Genomic DNA, 20,404 nt, shown 5'->3' with positions numbered 1-20,404 from the left:
GTGACTTCGGGCAATCCGTTTCACCGGTCACGGCCGCCCCCCTATGCTGATGCTCTGTCAACTCGGCTTCCAACAGCGCACTTCCAGCACCGCACGTCACACGCATCGGGGGATCGTCGTGAGCACTGCCCACGTGCCGCAACAACCGCAGCCGGGCTCGCCCGCCGGGGCACCGCCCGCCCTGCCGCCCACACCGCCGTACGCCAGTGAGGCCACCCGGCTGCTGTGCGCGGGCAGCTACCTGGATTCCGCGTACCGGGACCGGGTCATCGAGGAACTCCACCTCAACGAGCAGCGGATCGCGGCGCCCTCACTCGGCTTCGACGCCGCCCGGGTGCTGGCCCACGCCCTGCGCGCCCGCCGCCAGGAGCTGCTGTGGGGCGCGGCGATCCTCGGGCTGTGGGTGGTGGGGCTGCCGCTCAGCGGCGGGCTGCTCGTGTTCTTCCTGGTGCCGGGCGTCGCGCTGGCCGTCGCGCCCTGGATCAGGGGCCGCGACGCCCAGCCGCCGCTGTACCGGGTGGGTGCCGCATTCCTGGTCCGCTGGTGGGGCCGGGCCTTCTACGCGGTGGCCCTGATCATGACCCTCGTCGTCGCGTTCGGCGGCGGCTCGGACGACGGTTCCTCGTACGACCCCTACGGCTCCGACGGCTACTCCGGCTCCGGCTACTCCGACTCGGCCGGTGTCGGCGACCTGTTGACCCCGGACGTCGGCGAACTCGGCGGTCTGGCGGAGGCCTGGCACGCCTGGCTCACCCTCGCCGTGTTCGCCGGCATCGCCCTGTGCGCGCACGCCCAGCGCACCCAGTTCAGCCGGGCGCTGGCCGGTGAACTCTCCCCGCAGCGCTTCCCGGACGCGGCCGGCGACCCCGCCGAGAAGGCCGAGAACCCCCGCTTCCAGCGGCTCAAGCAGCGCATCCGGATCGAACAGCACGCGCCGCTGATCATGTACAACGAGGCCGACCCGTTCTGCGGGGCGGGCGCCGCCTACGACACGTGGGTGCTGGCCGTGGAACTCAGGCCCGACGAGCTCAAGAAGGAGCGGCAGCCGCTCAGCAACCGGGCGATCCTGGAGAAGATCCGCCCGCTGCTCGAACAGCTCCGCGTCCCCGCCGAGTACGCCGGACCCGGAAACCGTGACCGGCTGCGCCGGCTGGAGATCGACGAGTGCGTGTTCCTGCCCGTCGAGGGACTGCTCACCCGGGACCAGGCGCCGTACCATCCGCAGGCCTTCGAGGAGCACCGGGCGCGGGCCGTCGAGGAGGGCGCCGAGAAGCGCCGGCACTTCCTGCGGATCCGCGTCGGCGGCTGGGAGGAGGAAGTGGTCGTCACGGTGTTCGTGCGCATCCACACCCAGGGCCGGATGCTCGTGCTGGAGATCGCCCCGCACGTACTGACCCCGGTCCGCGCGGACTTCAAGGGCGCCGACCGCGCCGCCCACCGGTTCCGGAACAACAACTGGGCCGGCAAGGCGGCCGTCGCGATCGCCCTGGTCCCGGGCTCGGTCGGCCGCTCGCTCGGGCAGCTCGGCCGGGGCGCGGTGTACCTCTGGCGGCTGCTGACCGGCGGCCACGCGGGTGCGCTGCCGGAGGGGCCCGCGCTGTCCGTGCGCGAACTGGGCGCGGTGGACGTCGGCTCCCACTTCCAGGAGATGGACGTCGTCCGCTACCTGCGCAGCATCCAGGACCGGGTGACGAACGGAGTACGGGCCGCGCTGGCGGAAGCCGGTTACGAGACCGGTGAGTTCGTTCAGAAGACCGTCAACAACAGCACCAACGTGAGCATCGACCGGGTCGAGGGCTCCACCCTCGCCTTCGGCAGCCACGCCACCGCCGTGAGCCACACGACGCAGAAGGGGCCCGACAGCAATGGCAAGTGACGAACCGCAGGTCAACCTCGGGAACATCTCCAAGAGCACGTTCGCCATCGGCAGCCACGCGCACGCCGAGAGCCACCACCACGGCACCGCCGGCTCCCCGGTCGACGAGGAACTCCTGGCCGCCGTCAGGGACTTGCGCGCCGATCTGGCACGGGTGCGGAGCACCGAACAGACGGCGGCGCTGGGCACGGCGCTTGCCGAGACCGAGGACGAGATCACTCGCACCGGCCAGGCGGCCCCCACCCGCCGCGAGCGCCTGCGTGAACTCCTCACCGACTCCCAGACCCTGATCAACGTACTGGCCTCGGCAGGCACACTGGCCGGCCTGCTGGGGAGGTGAGCGAGCCATGGCCGGCGGGGGCGGGGGAGCGCGGTACTGGAACGAGGACACGCAGCGGTGGGAGGACGACATCCGGCCCGCCGTCGCCCGCCCCCCGGCTCAGCCGCGGGTCTCCCCGGCGGCCGCACCGGGTGCGTCGGCCCCGGAGCGCCCGGCGTCGGCCCCCGCGGCGGAGTGGTGGCCGGACGGGGGAAGCGGGCGGCCGCCCGCGCCCGGCTGGTCGACCGCCGAGCTGCCACCGGCACCCGTGCCCGCCCGGCACGATCGCAGGCTCGTCCGGACCGTCGTCGTGGGGGCCGTCGTCGTCGGCGTGACCGCCGCCCTGGTCCTGACCCTGGTGGTCGGCAAGGACGACGGCCACCGGCCCGCCACGGCCGCCGTCCCGGGCACCCCGACCTCCTCCGCACCGCCCACGGAGGCGACCGAATCACCCACGGACACCGGGTCCCCGTCCCCGTCGGTCTCCGCGCCGCCCGCCGGATACGAGCTGCGGCACGACGCCGAGGGCTTCACGACCGCCGTCCCCGAGGGCTGGTCGCGGTCCACCGTCGACTCCTCGTTCGGCATCGCCGTCGTCAGCTACCGCAGTCCCGACCGCGAGCACCGGCTGCAGGTCTACCAGGTCGCCGAGGACTCCCCGGACGCCTCCTTCGAGCTCTACCTCTCCGAGCAGACGCCCAAGCCGGACGGCTTCCAGGAGCTCGGTCTGACCAGCCTCGACGACGCCGATTTCACCGGCTCCCGGCTGGAGTACCTGGCCGGCACGATCCACGGCGAGCCGGACGTCGGCACCTGGCATGTGGTCGACGAGCGGTTCGTCGCGCCGGACGGCAACATCTACGCGGTCGCCTCCTACGGCCCCGACGCCGACGGCCGCGACGACGAGCTGGCCGCTCTGACGACGGCGGTGGACTGGTTCTGCCCGCCGGACACGCTCTGTGACGCGGACCCCGCGGTGGACTGACCGGCCGCCCACGAGGTCCGCATCCGCGTTCATCTCATGCCAGTATTCGTGGAATGTAATTGCCTGCCTGTATTTCATAGACTCTCTTCCGGGTGACTTAATTCCCCCGAACGCCTCAAACCCTGCTCCGTGCGGTGGTCGTTAGGTGACTGTGACGCGATTGGACTGGATCACTGCCGAAGACCACCCGACCACCGCGCTCCGATGGCCGAACAGTATGGATATCACCTCATGTTCGGACCTGCTCGATGATTTCCTGACGAGAATCAATGTGATGGAAAATGATTATCGGCGGACGTTGGCCGATCTGTATGCGGCGTTCTGAGGCAGGGTGCGGAGGTTTTATCGATGGACGGGATTCAGCGCGATGCGGGTCTCTACGACCATCCCGGGCTCTACGACCATCCCGGTCTTCACGACCACCCCGGTCGCTATGAGCACCCTGGGCTCTACGACCACCCGGGTCTCTACGACCCGGCCTGGGGCGCCCAGGAGCCGGGCGGTGCCGCGCCGAGCGACTGGGATCCGGTCGAAGAGCTGGCGCAGATGCTGTCCACGCCGACCGGTGTGAGCGCGAGTACGGCTCCCACCCTGCTGGACGTACCCAGGCAGCGCAGGAGCAGCCGCCGGCGGGTCCGCCGCCAGGACTCGCACCTGCTCGACGGCGGCCGGAGCGTCACCCACATCACGTTCCTGATCGCGACGGTCTCGCTGTGCGCGGTGTGCATGCTGACCTGGTCCCTCTGCTACTCGTACGGGCAGCTGCGCGGCATCGCCTCGTCGATGCTGCCCGCGGGGCTGGCCCAGTACTGGCCGCTGACGGTGTACGGCCCGTGGTTCGTGGCGGCGCTGTCCGTCCTGCGGGCCACCGCGCAGCGCCGCAGTGCCCGCCGGTCCTGGTGCGTGGTGCTGACGGCTTCCGCCGTGGCCGTGGTGCTGTGCGTCAGCCATTCCTCACATGCGCTGTTGTCGTTAGTGATTTTCGGGATTCCGCCGGTGACTGCCCTGGTGTGCTTCTGGGAACTCGTCGGCCAGATCTCGGTCAGGAGCAAGCCCCGGCACGCCATGCACGGCGAACCGGCGGGTTCCGCACCCTGAGAGCTCCTTTTTGTCCCTTTCGTCCGACTGTTCAGTGATGCAGCGCACTTTCGGCCGTCGATTGCGCATGCAATCCGGAACCGAGGGCATGCGGTGACGGTCCCCGAGTGTGACTCCTCTGTCACGCAGGGGCACTGAACAGGAACGGAAGGCAATACCGATCATGGCGGACCGAACGGCACGAGCGACCATCCAGGCCGGAGGCGAGTGGCTGGAAGCCGTCTCCGGCGCGACGCGCGAGATCATCGACCCCGCGGACGGCCTGCCCTTCGCCGTGGTCGCCGAGGGTGACGAGAAGGACGCGGAGGCGGCGGTGGCCGCCGCCCGGCGCGCCTTCGACACCGGCGACTGGCCCCGCACGCCGGTCGCCGAGCGGGCCGCGCTGCTGCGCCGGGTGGCCGCCCTGCTCGTACGCGACCGCGAGCAGCTGGGCCTCCTGGAGAGCCGGGACGCGGGCAAGACCGTCGAGGAGGGCCGCGTCGACATCGACTGCGTCGCCGACGCCTTCCGCTACTTCGCCGACCTGGTGGCGGCGGAGGGCGCGGGCCGGGTGGTGGACGCGGGCTCGCCGGACATCCACAGCGTCGTGGTCCACGAGCCCGTCGGTGTCTGCGCCCTGATCACGCCCTGGAACTACCCGCTGCTGCAGGCGAGCTGGAAGATCGCTCCGGCGCTGGCGGCGGGCAACACCTTCGTGATCAAGCCGAGTGAGATCACCCCGATGACGACCGTCGCGCTGATCGAACTGCTGACGGAGGCCGGGCTGCCCGCCGGCGTCGCCAACCTGGTCACCGGCCCCGGGCACAGCGTGGGCGCCCGCCTCGCCGAGCACCCCGACGTCGACCTGGTCTCCTTCACCGGCGGACTGGTCAGCGGGGTCAAGGTGGCCCAGGCGGCCGCCGTCTCGGTCAAGAAGGTCGCCCTCGAACTCGGCGGCAAGAACCCCAACGTCGTCTTCGCCGACGCCTGCGCCACCGACGAGGGTTTCGACACCGCCGTCGACCAGGCCCTCAACGCCGCCTTCATCCACAGCGGCCAGGTCTGTTCGGCCGGCGCCCGGCTGATCGTCGAGGAGCCGCTCAGGGAACGGTTCGTCGCCGAACTCGCCCGCCGGGCCGCCCGGATCCGGCTCGGACGCGGTACGGCGGACGGCGTCGAGTGCGGCCCGCTCGTCTCCGAGCAGCAGCGCGCCAAGACCGAGGCGTACGTGGCGTCGGCGCTGGCCGAGGGCGCGGTGCTGCGCTCCGGCGGCAAGCGCCCCGAGCCGTCCGCCGACCGCCCCGCCGGCGGCTACTTCTACGAGCCGACGGTCCTCGACCAGTGCCACCGGGAGATGCGGGTCGTCCGCGAGGAGGTCTTCGGGCCGGTCCTCACCGTCGAGACCTTCCGCACCGAGGACGAGGCCGTGGCCCTCGCCAACGACACCGAGTACGGCCTGGCCGGTGCCGTCTGGACCGCCGACGCCGGACGCGCCCGCCGGGTCGCGGGGCGGCTGCGGCACGGCACCGTCTGGATCAACGACTTCCACCCCTACCTCCCGCAGGCGGAGTGGGGCGGCTTCGGAAAGAGCGGCACCGGCCGCGAGCTGGGCCCCGCCGGACTCGCCGAGTACCGCGAGACCAAGCACGTCTACCAGAACCTCGCGCCACGTCCGGTGCGCTGGTTCGCCGGCTGAGCCCACCCGGACGCCGTACGCCGGACGCCGTACGCGAGAAGCCTCACCGAGGTCTTCGGAAGCCTTTGGAGTACCCCGCCATGTCCCAGTCCCACACCTACGACTACGTCGTGATCGGCGGCGGAACCGCCGGTTCCGTCATAGCCTCCCGTCTCACCGAGAACCCCGACGTCACGGTCGCCGTGATCGAGGGCGGTCCCAGCGACGTCGGCCGCGACGACGTCCTCACCCTGCGCCGCTGGATGGGCCTGCTCGGCGGCGAGCTGGACTACGACTACCCGACCACCGAGCAGCCGCGCGGCAACTCCCACATCCGGCACAGCCGGGCCCGCGTCCTCGGCGGCTGCTCGTCGCACAACACGCTCATCGCCTTCAAGCCGCTGCCCTCCGACTGGGACGAGTGGGAGGAGGCCGGTGCCAAGGGCTGGGGCGCGGTCCCGATGGAGGCCTACTACGCCCGCCTCCTCAACAACATCGTCCCGGTCGACGAGAAGGACCGGAACGCCATCGCCCGCGACTTCGTCGACGCGGCCCAGAAGGCGCTGGGCGTCCCGCGCGTGGAGGGCTTCAACCAGAAGCCGTTCACCGAGGGCGCCGGCTTCTTCGACCTCGCCTACCACCCCGAGGACAACAAGCGCTCCAGCGCCTCGGTGGCCTACCTCCACCCGGTGATGGACGAGCGGCCCAACCTGACGATCCTGCTGGAGACCTGGGCGTACCGGCTGGAGCTGGACGGCACCCGCGCCGAGGGCGTCCACGTCCGCACCAAGGACGGCGAGGACCTGCTGATAAGGGCCCGCGACGAGGTCGTGCTGTGCGCGGGCGCCGTCGACTCCCCGCGGCTGCTCCTGCACTCGGGCATCGGCCCGGCCAAGGACCTCGAAGCGCTCGGCATCCCTGCGGTGCTCGACCTCCCGGGCGTCGGCGAGAACCTCCTCGACCACCCCGAGTCGGTGATCGTCTGGGAGACGAACGGCCCGATCCCCGAGAACTCCGCGATGGACTCCGACGCGGGTCTGTTCGTGCGCCGCGACCCCGAACACGCGGGCCCGGACCTGATGTTCCACTTCTACCAGATCCCGTTCACGGACAACCCGGAGCGACTCGGCTACCGGCGGCCCGAGTTCGGCGTCTCGATGACCCCGAACATCCCCAAGCCGCGCAGCCGAGGCCGGCTGTACCTCACCAGCGCCGACCCGTCCGTGAAGCCGGCGCTGGACTTCCGCTACTTCACCGACGAGGACGACTACGACGGCCGCACCCTCGTCGACGGCATCCGCATCGCCCGCGAGATCGCGAAGACCGAGCCGCTGGCCGGCTGGCTCAAGCGCGAGGTGTGCCCGGGGCCGGAGATCCTCGGCGACGCCGAGCTCGGCGAGTACGCCCGCAAGGTCGCGCACACGGTGTACCACCCGGCGGGCACCTGCCGGATGGGTTCGGCGGACGACGGACAGGCCGTGGTGGACCCGGAGTTGAGGATCCGCGGGCTGGACGGCATCCGGATCGCCGACGCCTCGGTCTTTCCGACCATGCCGGCCGTGAACCCGATGATCGGAGTGCTGATGGTCGGCGAGAGGGCCGTGGACCTGCTGAAGGGCGGTGCGTGATGAGTGATACGACCCCTGTCTTCTCCGTCGACGGTCTGTGGAAGGTCTTCGGCCCGAAGGCCGAACGCGTTCCCGGGGACCCCGAGCTGACCGGGCTCGCGCCTGCCGACCTGCGCGCCCGCACCGGCTGTACGGCCGCCGTCCGTGACGTCTCCTTCGACGTGCGCAAGGGCGAGGTCTTCGTGGTGATGGGGCTGTCCGGCTCCGGCAAGTCGACCCTGGTGCGCTGTCTGACCCGGCTCATCGAGCCGACCGCCGGCACGATCGCCATCGACGGCGAGGACGTCCGTGCGATGGACAAGGGCCGGCTGCGCGCACTGCGCCGGCACCGCGCCGCGATGGTCTTCCAGCACTTCGGGCTCCTTCCGCACCGGTCCGTCCTCGACAACGTGGCCTACGGCCTGGAGATCCAGGGCGTCGCCAGGTCCGAGCGGCGCAGGCGAGCGCAGGAGGTCATCGCCAAGGTCGGACTCGAAGGCATGGAACAGCGCCGCCCGGGCCAGCTGTCCGGAGGCCAGCGCCAGCGGGTCGGGCTGGCGCGGGCGCTCGCCGTCGACCCCGAGGTGCTCCTCTTCGACGAGCCGTTCAGCGCGCTCGACCCGCTGATCCGGCGGGACATGCAGGAGGAGGTGGTCCGCCTGCACCAGGAGGAGGGCCGCACGATGGTCTTCATCACGCACGACCTGAGCGAGGCCCTCAAGCTCGGCGACCGTATCGCGCTGATGCGGGACGGGCGGGTGGTGCAGCTCGGTACACCGGAGGAGATCGTGGGTTCCCCGGCCGACGACTACGTCCGGGAGTTCGTGCGGGACGTACCGCGCGAGCAGGTCCTGACCGTGCGCTCCGCGATGCGGCCCGCACAGGACGGCGAGGCCGCGGCGGGACCCGCGGTCGGCCCGGCCGCGACGGTCGCCGAGGCGATCGACGTGGTGGCGGGGGCCGGCGCCCCGGCGCGAGTCGTGGACGGGGACCGGTGCGTCGGTGTCGTCGACGCGGAGACGTTGCTGGAAGTTGTGGCGAAGGGTGCTGCGGGCAGCACTCCGTCCGCGGCCGAGCGGGGGCCGGGTGCGCAGTTCCCCGCGCCCCAGGTCGAGCACGCGGACCGTCCGTCGGAAGGTCCCGGGGCGGGCCCGGCCGCGGACGGTCGTGCCGCCGGGACGACGGGGGTGCCCCCGACCGAGCGAAGCCGAGAGCGGGGGAGGGCGGGCGCGGCGGCACCCGGCGAGCGCGGGCAAGTGAAACCCCCCGCCCCGCGCACCAGTCCGGAGGGCGTGTGATGGCGTCGATCACTGTCCCGAGCCCCCGTCGAGCGGCGCTCCCCGGGAGCCCGGCCGCCCGCAAGCTGATCGCCCTGGCCGTGGTCGCCGCCGTCCTCGTCCCGCTCGCCGACTCCCACTGGGCGTCGGCCGCGTGGCCGCACGACCTCACCGTCGACCTGTCCGCACCGCTGACCTCCGCCAGCAACTGGGTCATCGACAACCGCGACACCCACCCCCTCTTCCTCTACTTCCTCGGCTACATCAGCAACGCCGTGGTCCTCACCGTCCGCGTCGTCTACCTCGCCCTCCTCGCCGCGGGCTGGCCCGGCGTCACCGTGCTCGCCGCCGCCGTCGCGCACCGCGTCGCCGGCCCGCGCCTCGCCGCCGGTACGGCCGCCGCGTTCCTCGTCTGCGGTGCCCTCGGCATGTGGGTGCCGACGATGCAGACCCTCGCGCTGATGGTCGTGGCCGTCCTCGCGTCCGTCGCCGTCGGCCTGGTCCTCGGCCTCGCCGCGGGCCTCTCCGACCGGCTGAACCGCGGCCTGCGCCCGGTCCTGGACACCATGCAGGTGCTCCCCGCCTTCGCCTACCTGCTCCCGGTGGTCCTGGTGTTCGGCATCGGCGTCCCCGCGGCCGTCCTCGCCACCGTCGTCTACGCCGCCCCGCCCATGGCCCGGCTCACCGCCCTCGGCCTGCGCGGCGCCGACCCGGAGGTCCTGGAGGCCGTGGAGTCCCTGGGCGCCACCCGCGTGCAGCGGCTGCTGACCGCCCGTATCCCGCTGGCCCGCAAGGAGCTCCTGCTCGGCCTCAACCAGACGATCATGATGGCGCTGTCGATGGCCGTCATCGCCTCCGTCATCGGCGCAGGCGGCCTCGGTGACCGCGTCTACCAGGCGCTGGCCTCCGTCGACGTCGGCGCGGCCCTCGCCGCAGGCATCCCGATCGTGCTCCTCGCGGTCGTCCTGGACCGGATCACCGCCGCGGCGGGCGACCGGGGCGACACCCGCCCCGGCAAGGCCGGCCTCCTCCACGCCCTCGCCGTCACCGTGGCCGTCGCCGTCGCCGCCCGTCTCCTCGGCGGCCTCGACTGGCCCGCCGCCTGGACCCTGGACTTCGCCGAGCCGGTCAACCGAGCCGTCGACTGGATGACCGCCCACCTGTACTCGGGCGTCCCGGTCGTGGGCGGCACCGCCGACTGGGCGGCCCACTTCACCACCTGGGTCCTGGACCCCGTCCGCGCCGGCCTGCAGTGGCTGCCCTGGTGGTCGGTGCTGCTCGTGGTCGCCGCCCTCGCCTGGCTGATCGGCACCTGGCGCACCGCGCTCACCGCCGTCCTCGCGATGGCCGCGATCGGCGTACTGGGTGTGTGGGAGCCGTCGCTGGACACCCTGTCCCAGGTCCTCGCGGCGGTCGCCGTCACGCTCGTCATCGGCTTCACGACCGGTATCGCCGCCGCCCGCAGTGACCGCGTCGAACGTGCCCTGCGCCCGGTCCTGGACGTGTTCCAGACCATGCCGCAGTTCGTGTACCTGATCCCGGTCGTCGCCCTGTTCGGCGTCGGCCGTGCGCCGGCCGTGGCGGCCGCCGTCGTCTACGCGCTGCCCGCCGTCGTACGGATCACCGCCCAGGGGCTGCGGCAGGTCGACCCAGCCGCCCTGGAGTCCGCGCGGTCGCTCGGCGCGACGGGCCGGCAGCAGCTGTGGCAGGTCCAGCTGCCGCTCGCCCGGCCCGCGTTGTTGCTCGCCGTCAACCAGGGCGTGGTGCTGGTTCTCGCCGTCGTCATCATCGGTGGCCTGGTCGGCGGCGGCGCGCTCGGCTACGACGTCGCCTTCGGTCTCGCCCAGGGCGATCTGGCGACCGGCCTGGTGGCCGGTGCGGCCATCGTCTGCCTGGGCCTGATGCTCGACCGGGTCACCCAGCCCACGGAGCGCCGTACCAGGAAGGGAGCCTGACCATGCGCCGTACGCCCCTGGTGGCCGCCGCCTGCGTGCTGGTCCTCGCGACCGGCTGCGGTGCCGCCGACATGACCAAGCAGGCCTCGCCCTTCGCCAACGCGCGGGGATCGAGGACCGTGACCCTGTCCGTCCAGTCCTGGGTCGGCGCGCAGTCCAACGTCGCCGTCGTCCAGTACCTCCTCGAACATGAACTGGGCTACCGCGTCGACACCGTGCAGGTGGACGAGGTGCCGGCCTGGGACGCGCTCAGTCAGGGACGCGTCGACGCGATCCTGGAGGACTGGGGACACCCGGACCAGGAGAAGCGATATGTGAAGGACAAGAAGACCATCGGCCGTGGCGGGGACCTCGGCGTCACCGGGCACATCGGGTGGTTCGTGCCGACCTACCTGGTCAGGCAGCACCCCGACATCACCGACTGGAAGAACCTCAACAAGTACGCCTCCCTCTTCCGTACCGCGGAGAGCGGCGGCAAAGGCCAACTCCTGGACGGCTCACCGTCGTACGTCACCAACGACAAGGCGCTGGTGAACAACCTGAAGCTGGACTACCAGGTCGTCTTCGCCGGGTCCGAGGCCGCCCAGATCACCCAGATGAAGCAGTTCGCCAAGGAGAAGAAGCCCTTCCTGACCTACTGGTACTCGCCCCAGTGGCTGTTCGAGAAGGTGCCGATGACCGAGGTGAAGCTGCCGCCGTACCGGGAGGGTTGCGACGCCGACGCGGCCAAGGTCGCCTGCGCCTATCCGCACACCCCGCTGCAGAAGTACCTCAACGCGGACTTCGCGAGGAGCGGCGGCAGGGCGGCGGCCTTCCTGAAGAAGTTCACGTGGACGACCGAGGACCAGAACGAGGTCTCGCTGATGATCGCCGACCAGAAGCTGAGCCCTCAGGAAGCCGCCAGGAAGTGGGTGGACGCTCACCCCTCGGTGTGGAAGAAGTGGCTGTCCTGAGCAACAGCTCTTGATCGCTTCGCCGTTCGAGGTGTCACACGTCCCACTGAAAAGCGGGGGACACAGCGGCCATCGCCCGCGCACGGCCGTGACTTGATCAAGCTGGTGTCTTCTGTGAAGGAGACGCCATCGTGCGAATTTCTGACATTCAGCGCTGCGAGGTCCGGCCCGGACGGCTAGTCGAGTGGACGTTCAGCCCGGCGACCGTCGCGGCCGCGACAGCGCTCCCACCGGATCCGCGGCCGCCTGCGTACATCCAGGAGTCGCACATCAGAACGGCGCGAGCGGTGCGCGAGGACGGGCTGTTCGTACCGACCTGGCTCGGCACGGCGTTCGACCTGCCGGGCCGGGCCGACCTCGACGCGCTGGAAGAGGCCCTGCGCAATTGGACGTTGCGTCACGAGACGCTGCGCAGCGGCTTCCGGTGGGAAGGCGACGACATGCGCCGCTTCACGCTGGACGCGAGCGACGTGACGCTGCACCGCGAGGTGGTCGGCGACTTCGCCGACGCGGCGGTGCTGACCCGGTACCTGCAGGACCGATTCGACGTCGCGGCGGACGCGCTCGACTGGCCGAACCTCATCTACGCTGCGGTCGTCCGTGACGACTCCACCAGCGTGTACATGGCCTTCGACCACACCAACGTCGACGCCTACTCCCTCCAGCTCACCTCGAACGAGATCCAGGGGCTGTACACGTCGGGCGTCACGGGGCGGTCCGTCGCCGGTGCGCCGGTGGGAAGTTACGTCGACTTCTGCCGGCACGAGCGGGTGAACGCGGACGGGATCGACGACACGCACGCGATCGTCGGGCGCTGGCGGGAGTTCATCGGCCGCTGCGACGGGCGGCTTCCGGAGTTCCCCGTCGACCTCGGCCTGGAACCCGACGGCGCGCTGCCCGCCCAGAAGCTGATGTGCGAGCCGCTCGTCGACGCGGACACCGCCGCCGCGTTCGAGGCGCACTGCCGCGCCTACGGCGGCAGCCTGGTGGGCATCCTGGCCGCGACCAGCCTGATCGTCCAGGAGCTCGGCGGACAGCCGGTCTACCGTACGGTCGTGCCGTTCCACACCCGGCTGAAGTCCGAGTGGTCGGACTCCGTGGGCTGGTACGTCGGCGGCGCACCCATCGAGGTGCCGGCGGCACGGGACTTCGATGGCGCGCTCGCCACCGTCCGCGCCGAGCTGCGGGCCAACCGGTCGCTGGCGCGCATTCCGCTGGCCCGCGTACTGCGGCTGCTCGGCAAGGACTTCCGGCCCACCTCGCCCGACATGTACTCGATCGTCTCGTACACGGACGCCCGCCTCACCCCCGGCTCGTCCGACTGGGCCGAGCAGAAGACGTACGCGCTGATCCGGGTGTCGTACGGCGACCAGGTGTGTGCCTGGGTGAGCCGACTGCACGAGGGGCTGTGGTTCGCCTGCCGTTACCCGGACACCGAAATCGCCTACAAGAACGTGCGGCGATATGCCGAAAGACTACGGGACTTGATCGCCTCCGTCCCGGCGAGCGACCACCTGGTGGCCGCGCAGCCGGAATTCCGCTGACCCAACTTCCCTCTGATACGACCGTATTGGTATCGGCGACGGAATACGGAGAGCAAAAACTCGCGGTCTGCTACTGCTAGTGTTTGCGTGGTCACGCTAGGCGATTGGTCTTGATGTGCTCGATGTGCTCGATGTGCACGAAAAGAACCGAGGTTTTCATGCGCAAGCTTCAGAAGGTCGTGCTCATGGCGGCGGCCGGTGGCCTGCGTCGACCAATGGAGAACCCGTGCGCACGTTCCAGAAGGCAGTCCTCGTGGGCGCCATGCCCGGCAGTGTCGACGCGCTCACCGGTGTGGCGGGCAACTTGCTGAACGGCGAGGGCGACCCGGGCGCGCAGCGGAACCACCTCGGTTCGGACATGGGCTGCAACAACCAGGCGCTCTGACGAACCGCCGGTCATGTGCTCCGCCGCCGTGCGCGCAACCGCTTCGCGAAGCGAACCGTGGCGCCGGACGCCGGCGGGGCGTCGGCCCGGCACCTCGTACCGTCCCGATGCCGGTACGAAAGCCAGTACTTCTCTCGTTTTTTGTATTTCACCGATCGCGGGTGAACGCCCGCGACGTGTCTGGAAGGACAGGGACCCATGAAACGGGCTACCCGGAACAGTGTGATCGCCTTCGCCGTCGCGTCTGGTGCGATGGCGGTCGCGGGCCCCGCGTGGGCCGACTCCGCCGCGGACGGATCCGCGGCGGGCTCGCCCGGCGTGTTGTCCGGCAACGACATCCAGTTGCCGGTGAACATCCCGGTCAACCTGTGCGGCAACACCGTCGACGTGGTCGGGATCCTCAACCCCGCGATGGGCAACCGCTGCGCCAACGAGGGCGGCAAGTCCACGGACAAGGACGGAGCGACGGCTGTGGGCACCGCCCACGACTCGCCGGGCGTTCTCTCCGGCAACACCATCCAGCTTCCGGTCGACGCCCCCGTGAACGTCGTCGGCAACAGCGTGAACGCGGTGGGTGTCGGCAATCCCGTGTTCGGCAACCAGACCGGCGGTACGCCGAACGTGCCGGGTACGCCGAACGTGCCGGGTACGCCGAACGTGCCGGGTACGCCGAACGTGCCGGGTACGCCGAACGTGCCGGGTACGCCGACGCCGTCCACGCCTCCCGTGCGCCACCAGCCGTCGTCCCCGGTCAAGGCGCACCCGGCACCCGAGCCGCCCGCCCCCGTCGTCCACCACCAGACGGCCGGCACGCTCGCGCACACCGGAACGGGCAACCCGTGGGCGCCGGCCGCGGCGAGCCTGGCGTCGCTGGCGGCCGGAGTGCTGCTGTACCGGCGCTTCCGCCCGGGGACGGTGCATCACGTGCGGTGATTCCGGCCGCCCCGCGCGGCGGAGCCCGGCGGCGATCTCCCGGACCGCCGCCGAGGCGCCGGTCCGGACGGTCGCCCGACCTGCCTACGCGTGCTGCCCAGGCGTGTAGTGACCCGGCACCAGACGGCAGGCCACCCCGAACCGGTTCCAGGCGTTGATCACCGTGATCGCGGCGATCAGCTGCGCCAGCTCCGCCTCCTCGAAGTGCTTGGCGGCGCGCTCGTACACGGCGTCCGGCACGAAACCGTCCGTGAGGACGGTCACCGCCTCCGTCAGCCCCAGCGCCGCCAGCTCCTTCTCGGTGTAGAAGTGCTCGGACTCGTCCCAGGCGCTGAGCTGAATGATCCGCTCGACGCTCTCGCCCTGCGCCAGAGCGTCCTTGCTGTGCATGTCCACGCAGAGCGCGCAGCGGTTGAGCTGCGAGGCCCGGATCTTCACCAGTTCCAGAAGCTTCGGGTCGAGGCCCTCCCGGGCGGCGGTGTCCAGCCGGACCATCGCCTTGAAGACCTCGGGCACCAGCTCCGACCAGGGCAGACGGGGGGTGTGTTCAGGTGCGTACTCAGTCGGGTGTTCTGTGGTCATATCTCGACCCTAGGAGTCAGGCAGCCCAGGAGTATGGTCCATTTCCATGGGGAGAACATGGGCCACTTTGGGGATCGACCTCCATCTGGAACCGGCCGGTCCGAGCCTGCGCCGAGGCCTGACCGACGCCCTGCGTGAAGCGGTCCGCGGTGGCCGGCTGCTCCCCGGCACCCGGCTGCCCTCCTCCCGGTCCCTCGCGGCCGACCTGGGCATCGCCCGCAACACCGTCGCCGACGCCTACGCCGACCTGGTCGCCGAAGGCTGGCTCACCGCCCGCCAGGGCTCCGGCACCCGGGTCGCGACCAGGGAGCCGACGGCGTCGCCGGCCGGTCGGCACGGAGCGACGCCCGTCCCCGGGACGACCGCGCACCGCCCCGCCTACGACCTGCGCGCCGGCCACCCCGACGTCTCCGCCTTCCCGCGCGCCGAATGGCTCAAGGCGGCCCGCCGCGCCCTCACCGCCGCTCCCCACGAGGCCTTCGGCTACGGCGATCCGCGTGGCCGCGTCGAACTGCGCACCGCGCTCGCCGCCTACCTCGCCCGTGCCCGGGGGGTGCGCGCCGACCCGGAACGCATCGTGATCTGCGCCGGGTTCGCGCACGGCCTGAGCCTGCTCGGCCGGCTGCTGCGGGCTCGTGGCGCCGACACGGTCGCCGTGGAGTCGTACGGCCTCGACGAGCACTGGCGGCTGCTGACGGCGGCCGGACTGCGCACCCGCCCGCTGCCCTTCGACGGACTCGGTACGGACACCGGGCAACTGCCCCGGGGCTCGGCCGCGGTGCTGCTGACCCCCGCCCACCAGTTCCCGATGGGCGTGCCGCTGCACCACGACCGGCGGGCGGCCGTCGTGGACTGGGCCCGGCGCAGCGGCGGCCTGGTCCTGGAGGACGACTACGACGGCGAGTTCCGTTACGACCGCCGTCCCGTCGGCGCCCTCCAGGGCCTCGCCCCCGATGAGGTCGTCTACCTGGGCACGGCCAGCAAGTCCCTGGCGCCCGGACTGCGGCTGGCCTGGATGGTGCTGCCGCCGGGCGTCGCCCAGGAGGTGACGGCGGTCAAGGGCGGCGTGGACACCTTGGGGGCGCCGGACCAGCTGACCCTCGCCGAGTTCATCACCTCAGGTGCCTATGACCGGCACGTCCGTGCGTCCCGCTCCCGCTACCGGCGGCGCCGGGACGCCCTGGTCGCGGCCCTCGCGGAACGCGCCCCCGAGATCCGGGTCACCGGCATCGCGGCCGGTCTGCACATGCTGCTGCGGCTCCCGCCGGGCACCCGGCACCGGGTGATCCGGGCCGCCGCCGCGCACGGACTCGCCCTCGACGGCCTCGCCCCGCGCCACCGCCACCCCGACGCGGTCACCGCGCCCCTGGACGCCCTCGTCCTCGGCTACGGCACCCCCGCCGACCACGCCTGGTCGGGAGCGCTGGACATCCTGTGCACGGTGCTGTCGGACCCCGCCGTCACCGGCGCCGAGTGAATCCCCTCCCCGGACCGACCTCATCCGGCGGCGGCCTCCTCGGCCTCCTCGGCTTCCTGGGCTGCCTCCGCCTCCCAGCGCAGCAGGTCGCCCGGCTGGCATTCGAGCACCTCGCAGAGTGCGGCGAGTGTCGTGAACCGTACCGCCTTGGCACGGCCGTTCTTGAGGACCGCCAGGTTGGCGGGCGTGATCCCGACCCGGTCCGCGAGTTCTCCCACGGACATCTTCCGCCGGGCCAGCATCACGTCGATGTCGACGGCGATCGGCATCAGATCACCTCGTCCAACTCGGCCTGCATCTGCGTCGCTTCGACATCGCGCGCGACGGCCTGGGCGAGCAGCATGCGCAGCACGAGCACGATGAGCGCGACCCCCAGGACGGCCAGGCCGATCCCGCCCATGACGACGCTGACGCCGGGGTCGTCCCGCTGGCCCGGCGCGTTGACGGCCGTGACCGCGAACCACAGCAGGGCGACCGCCACGATCGCGCCGATCACCCTGTCCACGTAGCGGAAGGCGGCGTGGGAGAACACGGTTCCGCGTCGCACCATCGTCACCAGCCGCCACACGCTGACCAGGGCGACCTGGACCGACGCCATGCCCAGGACCGTGATCACGCGGAACGCGGTCAACGGGAGCGAGCCGTCCTCCGGGTCGCTCCCGCTGACCAGCACCCACACCATTCCCGCCTGGACGAACACGGTGCCCGCGAGCACCACCGCGAGCACGGCGCGCAACGCACGCACTGTCAGCTTCCCCACGACCAGTCCTCTCATCGAGTTACGATGGGAATCTATCGATTTTCGATAGGTGAGGCAAGGGGTGGGCAGGGTGCGGAGCGACGAGCCGGGGGTCTCAGTCCTCCTCGGCCGTCTCCGTCGTCTCCGCCGTCCCCGGCGTCTTTGGCGCCTCCCCGAACCGGGCCAGCGCCAGTGCCCCCGCGACGGCCACGGTGAAGCCGAGCACCCCGAGCCAGGCCAGCCCCTCGCGGGTGCGGTCCCCGAGCCACACCACGCCGATGGCCGCCGGGCCGATCGTCTCCCCGATCACCATCCCCGCCGTCGCCGTGGTCACCGAGCCGCGCTGCAGAGCCGAGGTCAGCAGCAAAAAGGCGCCGCCGCCGCCGACGAGCAGCGCGTAGGCGGCCGGGTCGGTGAGCAGCCCACCCGGCCAGAGGGTGTCGATGAGCCGCACCGACACCTCCACCACCCCGAACCCGAACCCCGCCCCGAGGCCCAGCAGCAGCGCCCGCCACCGCCCCGACAGCCGCCCGCCGGCGAGCCCGAGCAGCAGCACCCCCACCGCGGTCGCGAGCATCGCGTACGCCAGCGCGTCCGATCCGGCCCGGTCGCCCTCCGGCCCCGACGCCAGCCCGAGCATCGCGAGCCCCGCGCACACGACCCCCACCGCGCCCCACTCCAGCCCGCTCAGCCGCACCCGCAGCAGCCTGGCCGCGACCACCGCGGTCACCGCGAGGCTGGACGCCAGTGCCGCGCTCACCGCGTAGATGGGGAGCGAGCGCAGGGCCAGGATCTGGAAGACGAACCCCAGCCCGTCCAGCCCGAGTCCGGCGACGTACCGCCACTGCCGGACGGCCCGCAGCAGCAGCGCGGCCTCCCCGCCCGCGCCGTCACCGGCCGCCCGCGCGGCCATCGCCTGCAGGACCGTCGCGGTGCCGAAGCAGAGCGCGGCGGCGAGAGCGCACACCATTCCAAAGAGCACAGAGGGACTGTAGGGGAGGCGGACGGGCGGCGCGGCGGCGCCAGGCAGGAGGGCGCAGGAGGGCGGCGGGGGAGGATGCGGCGGGTCCCGGGATCCGTGATCCGCGGGGGCCGGCCACGCGTCCACGCCCGCCTGCAGCCGCATGGCCGGCGGGCCGCCGTACGGCACGATCTCGAAACCGGGCGTGTACGACCCGAAGTCCGCCCGTGCCCCGTGATCGGTCGAGAGACTGATCAAGGTGGTCCCACGGCCGTGGAATGCCGCCGGCGACGAGGACTTCCGCAGTGGTCACGGCGACTGCGGAGAACGCGGCGAGGTTGTCCCCCTGCTGCCTCTGCCCCTGCCCGACTGGTGGACGCCACGGCCCCCGGGCCCGGTGTGCCCGGTAGTGTGACCAGCGGGCCGTGACTGGCGCGCTGGGATGGGACGGACCATCGGGGAGCGGCCCGCGACCGATCGAGTGCCGTGCGCCTGGGCCGAACCGTGAACGCCGAACGCCATGTCCGGAGGTCCCGAATGTCCGAGCCCCTCTCCACCGAGTCCACCGCGTTCCGCGCGGCCCTCGACGTGATCCGCGCGGTCGAACCGCGGGTGGCCGACGCCATCGGCCAGGAGGTCCACGACCAGCGCGAGATGCTCAAGCTGATCGCCTCCGAGAACTACGCCTCCCCGGCGACCCTGCTCGCGATGGGCAACTGGTTCAGCGACAAGTACGCCGAGGGCACCGTCGGCCGCCGCTTCTACGCCGGCTGCCGCAACGTCGACACCGTCGAGGCGCTCGCCGCCGAGCACGCCCGTGAGCTGTTCGGCGCCCGGCACGCCTACGTCCAGCCGCACTCCGGCATCGACGCCAACCTGGTCGCCTTCTGGGCGGTCCTCGCCGACCGCGTCGAGGTCCCCTTCCTGGCGAAGACCGGCGCCCGCCAGGTCAACGACCTCTCCGAGGCCGACTGGGCCGAGCTGCGGCAGGCCTTCGGCAACCAGCGGATGCTCGGCATGTCCCTGGACGCCGGCGGCCACCTCACCCACGGCTTCCGCCCGAACATCTCCGGCAAGATGTTCGACCAGCGCTCCTACGGCACCGACCCGGCGACCGGCCTGATCGACTACGACGCGCTGCGCGCACAGGCCCGGGACTTCAAGCCGCTGATCCTGGTGGCCGGCTACTCCGCGTACCCCCGGCTGGTGAACTTCCGGATCATGCGGGAGATCGCCGACGAGGTCGGCGCGACCCTGATGGTCGACATGGCGCACTTCGCGGGCCTGGTCGCCGGCAAGGTCCTGACCGGCGACTTCGACCCGGTCCCGCACGCCCAGATCGTCACCACCACCACCCACAAGTCGCTGCGCGGCCCGCGCGGCGGCATGGTCCTGTGCGACGACTCCCTGAAGGACCAGGTCGACCGCGGCTGCCCGATGGTCCTCGGCGGCCCGCTCCCGCACGTCATGGCCGCCAAGGCCGTCGCCCTGGCCGAGGCCCGGCAGCCCTCCTTCCAGGACTACGCCCGGCGGATCGTCGACAACTCCCGCGCGCTGGCCGACGGCCTGATGCGCCGGGGCGCCACGCTGGTGACCGGCGGCACGGACAACCACCTCAACCTGATCGACGTCGAGTCGTCGTACGGCCTCACCGGCCGCCAGGCCGAGTCGGCCCTGCTCGACTCCGGCATCGTCACCAACCGCAACGCGATCCCGGCCGACCCGAACGGCGCCTGGTACACCTCCGGCATCCGGATCGGCACCCCGGCGCTGACCACGCGTGGCCTCGGCACGGCCGAGATGGACGAGGTCGCCGCCCTGATCGACCGCGTCCTGACGGCGACGGAGCCGGGTACGACGAAGTCCGGCGCCCCGTCCAAGGCCTCGCACGTCCTCGACGAGAAGGTCTCGACGGAGATCGCCCAGCGGGCGACGGACCTGGTCGCGGGCTTCCCGCTGTACCCGGAGATCGACCTGGGCTGAAGCGCCCCGCAGGGGTGCGGGGAACTGCGCGAGCAACGACATGCGACCCGCACTCGCCGCGCTCCGGAACCGCCCC

General features: G+C 71.7%; 19 protein-coding genes and 1 riboswitch. Of the genes, 15 read left to right on the top strand and 4 right to left on the bottom strand.

Translation table 11 applies throughout. From position 1 onward, the window contains the following. Positions 1 to 118 precede the first annotated feature (118 nt). The 13 genes from ACZ4O3_RS30245 to ACZ4O3_RS30185 all read left to right on the top strand — a co-directional run bounded on the left by ACZ4O3_RS30245 (position 119) and on the right by ACZ4O3_RS30185 (position 14,586). Positions 119 to 1,876 carry a hypothetical protein gene (locus tag ACZ4O3_RS30245; RefSeq protein ID WP_467725235.1) on the top strand — a complete coding sequence of 586 codons (1,758 nt, stop codon included), beginning with the start codon at positions 119 to 121 and terminating at the stop codon, positions 1,874 to 1,876. Beyond that, positions 1,866 to 2,216 (top strand): hypothetical protein, encoded by a 351-nt coding sequence (locus tag ACZ4O3_RS30240; RefSeq protein WP_362731998.1) that lies wholly within the window; start codon positions 1,866 to 1,868, stop codon positions 2,214 to 2,216. The genes ACZ4O3_RS30245 and ACZ4O3_RS30240 overlap by 11 nt, the downstream gene beginning before the upstream one ends. A gap of 7 nt (positions 2,217 to 2,223) precedes the next feature. Beyond that, positions 2,224 to 3,180 carry a hypothetical protein gene (locus tag ACZ4O3_RS30235; RefSeq protein WP_467725233.1) on the top strand — a complete coding sequence of 319 codons (957 nt, stop codon included), beginning with the start codon at positions 2,224 to 2,226 and terminating at the stop codon, positions 3,178 to 3,180. Positions 3,181 to 3,340: 160 nt separating this feature from the next. Next, positions 3,341 to 3,505 (top strand): hypothetical protein, encoded by a 165-nt coding sequence (locus ACZ4O3_RS30230; RefSeq protein WP_362725449.1) that lies wholly within the window; start codon positions 3,341 to 3,343, stop codon positions 3,503 to 3,505. Positions 3,506 to 3,528: 23 nt separating this feature from the next. Next, positions 3,529 to 4,278 (top strand): DUF2637 domain-containing protein, encoded by a 750-nt coding sequence (locus ACZ4O3_RS30225; protein ID WP_362725447.1) that lies wholly within the window; start codon positions 3,529 to 3,531, stop codon positions 4,276 to 4,278. Between the two features lie 163 nt (positions 4,279 to 4,441). Continuing rightward, positions 4,442 to 5,953 (top strand): aldehyde dehydrogenase family protein, encoded by a 1,512-nt coding sequence (locus tag ACZ4O3_RS30220; RefSeq protein ID WP_362725444.1) that lies wholly within the window; start codon positions 4,442 to 4,444, stop codon positions 5,951 to 5,953. An 80-nt stretch (positions 5,954 to 6,033) separates the two neighbouring features. Continuing rightward, positions 6,034 to 7,560: a GMC family oxidoreductase gene (locus tag ACZ4O3_RS30215; RefSeq protein ID WP_362725441.1), complete on the top strand. Its 1,527-nt coding sequence runs from the start codon at positions 6,034 to 6,036 to the stop codon at positions 7,558 to 7,560. Then, a complete protein-coding gene (locus ACZ4O3_RS30210) occupies positions 7,560 to 8,837 on the top strand; it encodes a quaternary amine ABC transporter ATP-binding protein (RefSeq protein ID WP_467725231.1) in 1,278 nt (425 codons plus the stop codon). Before ACZ4O3_RS30215 ends, ACZ4O3_RS30210 begins: the two co-directional genes overlap by 1 nt. Continuing rightward, entirely contained in the window at positions 8,837 to 10,771 is a 1,935-nt protein-coding gene (locus ACZ4O3_RS30205; RefSeq protein WP_467725230.1) for an ABC transporter permease, read from the top strand. The genes ACZ4O3_RS30210 and ACZ4O3_RS30205 overlap by 1 nt, the downstream gene beginning before the upstream one ends. Before the next feature lie 2 nt (positions 10,772 to 10,773). Then, positions 10,774 to 11,724 carry an ABC transporter substrate-binding protein gene (locus ACZ4O3_RS30200; RefSeq protein ID WP_362724604.1) on the top strand — a complete coding sequence of 317 codons (951 nt, stop codon included), beginning with the start codon at positions 10,774 to 10,776 and terminating at the stop codon, positions 11,722 to 11,724. A 131-nt stretch (positions 11,725 to 11,855) separates the two neighbouring features. Continuing rightward, positions 11,856 to 13,268, top strand: coding sequence for a condensation domain-containing protein (locus ACZ4O3_RS30195; protein ID WP_467725228.1), 1,413 nt, complete (start codon positions 11,856 to 11,858; stop codon positions 13,266 to 13,268). Between the two features lie 226 nt (positions 13,269 to 13,494). Then, entirely contained in the window at positions 13,495 to 13,653 is a 159-nt protein-coding gene (locus ACZ4O3_RS30190) for a hypothetical protein (RefSeq protein ID WP_362724610.1), read from the top strand. A 198-nt stretch (positions 13,654 to 13,851) separates the two neighbouring features. Then, positions 13,852 to 14,586 (top strand): chaplin, encoded by a 735-nt coding sequence (locus ACZ4O3_RS30185; RefSeq protein WP_362724598.1) that lies wholly within the window; start codon positions 13,852 to 13,854, stop codon positions 14,584 to 14,586. An 84-nt stretch (positions 14,587 to 14,670) separates the two neighbouring features. Here ACZ4O3_RS30185 and ACZ4O3_RS30180 read toward each other — a convergent pair whose 3' ends face one another. Then, positions 14,671 to 15,168 carry a carboxymuconolactone decarboxylase family protein gene (locus ACZ4O3_RS30180; RefSeq protein ID WP_362724595.1) on the bottom strand — a complete coding sequence of 166 codons (498 nt, stop codon included), beginning with the start codon at positions 15,166 to 15,168 and terminating at the stop codon, positions 14,671 to 14,673. Between the two features lie 46 nt (positions 15,169 to 15,214). On the opposite strand from ACZ4O3_RS30180, the gene pdxR reads away from it, so the two are divergent. Further along, positions 15,215 to 16,645, top strand: a complete 1,431-nt coding sequence (pdxR, locus tag ACZ4O3_RS30175; protein ID WP_467725226.1) for a MocR-like pyridoxine biosynthesis transcription factor PdxR — start codon at positions 15,215 to 15,217, stop codon at positions 16,643 to 16,645. A gap of 20 nt (positions 16,646 to 16,665) precedes the next feature. On the opposite strand, the gene ACZ4O3_RS30170 is transcribed toward pdxR, so the two are convergent. The 3 genes from ACZ4O3_RS30170 to ACZ4O3_RS30160 all read right to left on the bottom strand — a co-directional run bounded on the left by ACZ4O3_RS30170 (position 16,666) and on the right by ACZ4O3_RS30160 (position 18,354). Beyond that, a complete protein-coding gene (locus tag ACZ4O3_RS30170; protein WP_467725224.1) occupies positions 16,666 to 16,914 on the bottom strand; it encodes a helix-turn-helix domain-containing protein in 249 nt (82 codons plus the stop codon). Next, positions 16,914 to 17,405 carry a DUF2975 domain-containing protein gene (locus ACZ4O3_RS30165; RefSeq protein WP_362721012.1) on the bottom strand — a complete coding sequence of 164 codons (492 nt, stop codon included), beginning with the start codon at positions 17,403 to 17,405 and terminating at the stop codon, positions 16,914 to 16,916. The genes ACZ4O3_RS30170 and ACZ4O3_RS30165 overlap by 1 nt, the downstream gene beginning before the upstream one ends. A 94-nt stretch (positions 17,406 to 17,499) precedes the next feature. Further along, positions 17,500 to 18,354 (bottom strand): hypothetical protein, encoded by an 855-nt coding sequence (locus ACZ4O3_RS30160; protein WP_362721025.1) that lies wholly within the window; start codon positions 18,352 to 18,354, stop codon positions 17,500 to 17,502. 406 nt (positions 18,355 to 18,760) lie between these two features. Then, positions 18,761 to 18,850: riboswitch (ZMP/ZTP riboswitch) on the top strand. Between ACZ4O3_RS30160 and ACZ4O3_RS30155 the strand changes: the two genes are divergently transcribed. Beyond that, on the top strand, positions 18,832 to 20,328 hold the full coding sequence (locus ACZ4O3_RS30155) for a glycine hydroxymethyltransferase (protein WP_467725222.1): 1,497 nt from the start codon (positions 18,832 to 18,834) through the stop codon (positions 20,326 to 20,328). It overlaps the preceding riboswitch by 19 nt. The last annotated feature ends 76 nt before the right edge of the window (positions 20,329 to 20,404 follow it).

This window comes from Streptomyces sp. NPDC026515 (genome assembly GCF_055567595.1).
This window is presented reverse-complemented; position numbering and strand designations above follow the sequence as displayed.

Excerpts from the sequence above, each read along its gene's own strand:
- ACZ4O3_RS30240 (WP_362731998.1), top strand. The coding sequence starts at position 1,866 with ATGGCAAGTGACGAACCGCAGGTCAACCTCGGGAACATCTCCAAGAGC.
- ACZ4O3_RS30235 (WP_467725233.1), top strand. The coding sequence starts at position 2,224 with ATGGCCGGCGGGGGCGGGGGAGCGCGGTACTGGAACGAGGACACGCAG.
- ACZ4O3_RS30225 (WP_362725447.1), top strand. The coding sequence starts at position 3,529 with ATGGACGGGATTCAGCGCGATGCGGGTCTCTACGACCATCCCGGGCTC.
- ACZ4O3_RS30220 (WP_362725444.1), top strand. The coding sequence starts at position 4,442 with ATGGCGGACCGAACGGCACGAGCGACCATCCAGGCCGGAGGCGAGTGG.
- ACZ4O3_RS30215 (WP_362725441.1), top strand. The coding sequence starts at position 6,034 with ATGTCCCAGTCCCACACCTACGACTACGTCGTGATCGGCGGCGGAACC.
- ACZ4O3_RS30210 (WP_467725231.1), top strand. The coding sequence starts at position 7,560 with ATGAGTGATACGACCCCTGTCTTCTCCGTCGACGGTCTGTGGAAGGTC.
- ACZ4O3_RS30205 (WP_467725230.1), top strand. The coding sequence starts at position 8,837 with ATGGCGTCGATCACTGTCCCGAGCCCCCGTCGAGCGGCGCTCCCCGGG.
- ACZ4O3_RS30200 (WP_362724604.1), top strand. The coding sequence starts at position 10,774 with ATGCGCCGTACGCCCCTGGTGGCCGCCGCCTGCGTGCTGGTCCTCGCG.
- ACZ4O3_RS30185 (WP_362724598.1), top strand. The coding sequence starts at position 13,852 with ATGAAACGGGCTACCCGGAACAGTGTGATCGCCTTCGCCGTCGCGTCT.
- ACZ4O3_RS30180 (WP_362724595.1), bottom strand. The coding sequence starts at position 15,168 with ATGACCACAGAACACCCGACTGAGTACGCACCTGAACACACCCCCCGT.
- pdxR (WP_467725226.1), top strand. The coding sequence starts at position 15,215 with ATGGGGAGAACATGGGCCACTTTGGGGATCGACCTCCATCTGGAACCG.
- ACZ4O3_RS30170 (WP_467725224.1), bottom strand. The coding sequence starts at position 16,914 with ATGCCGATCGCCGTCGACATCGACGTGATGCTGGCCCGGCGGAAGATG.
- ACZ4O3_RS30160 (WP_362721025.1), bottom strand. The coding sequence starts at position 18,354 with ATGGTGTGCGCTCTCGCCGCCGCGCTCTGCTTCGGCACCGCGACGGTC.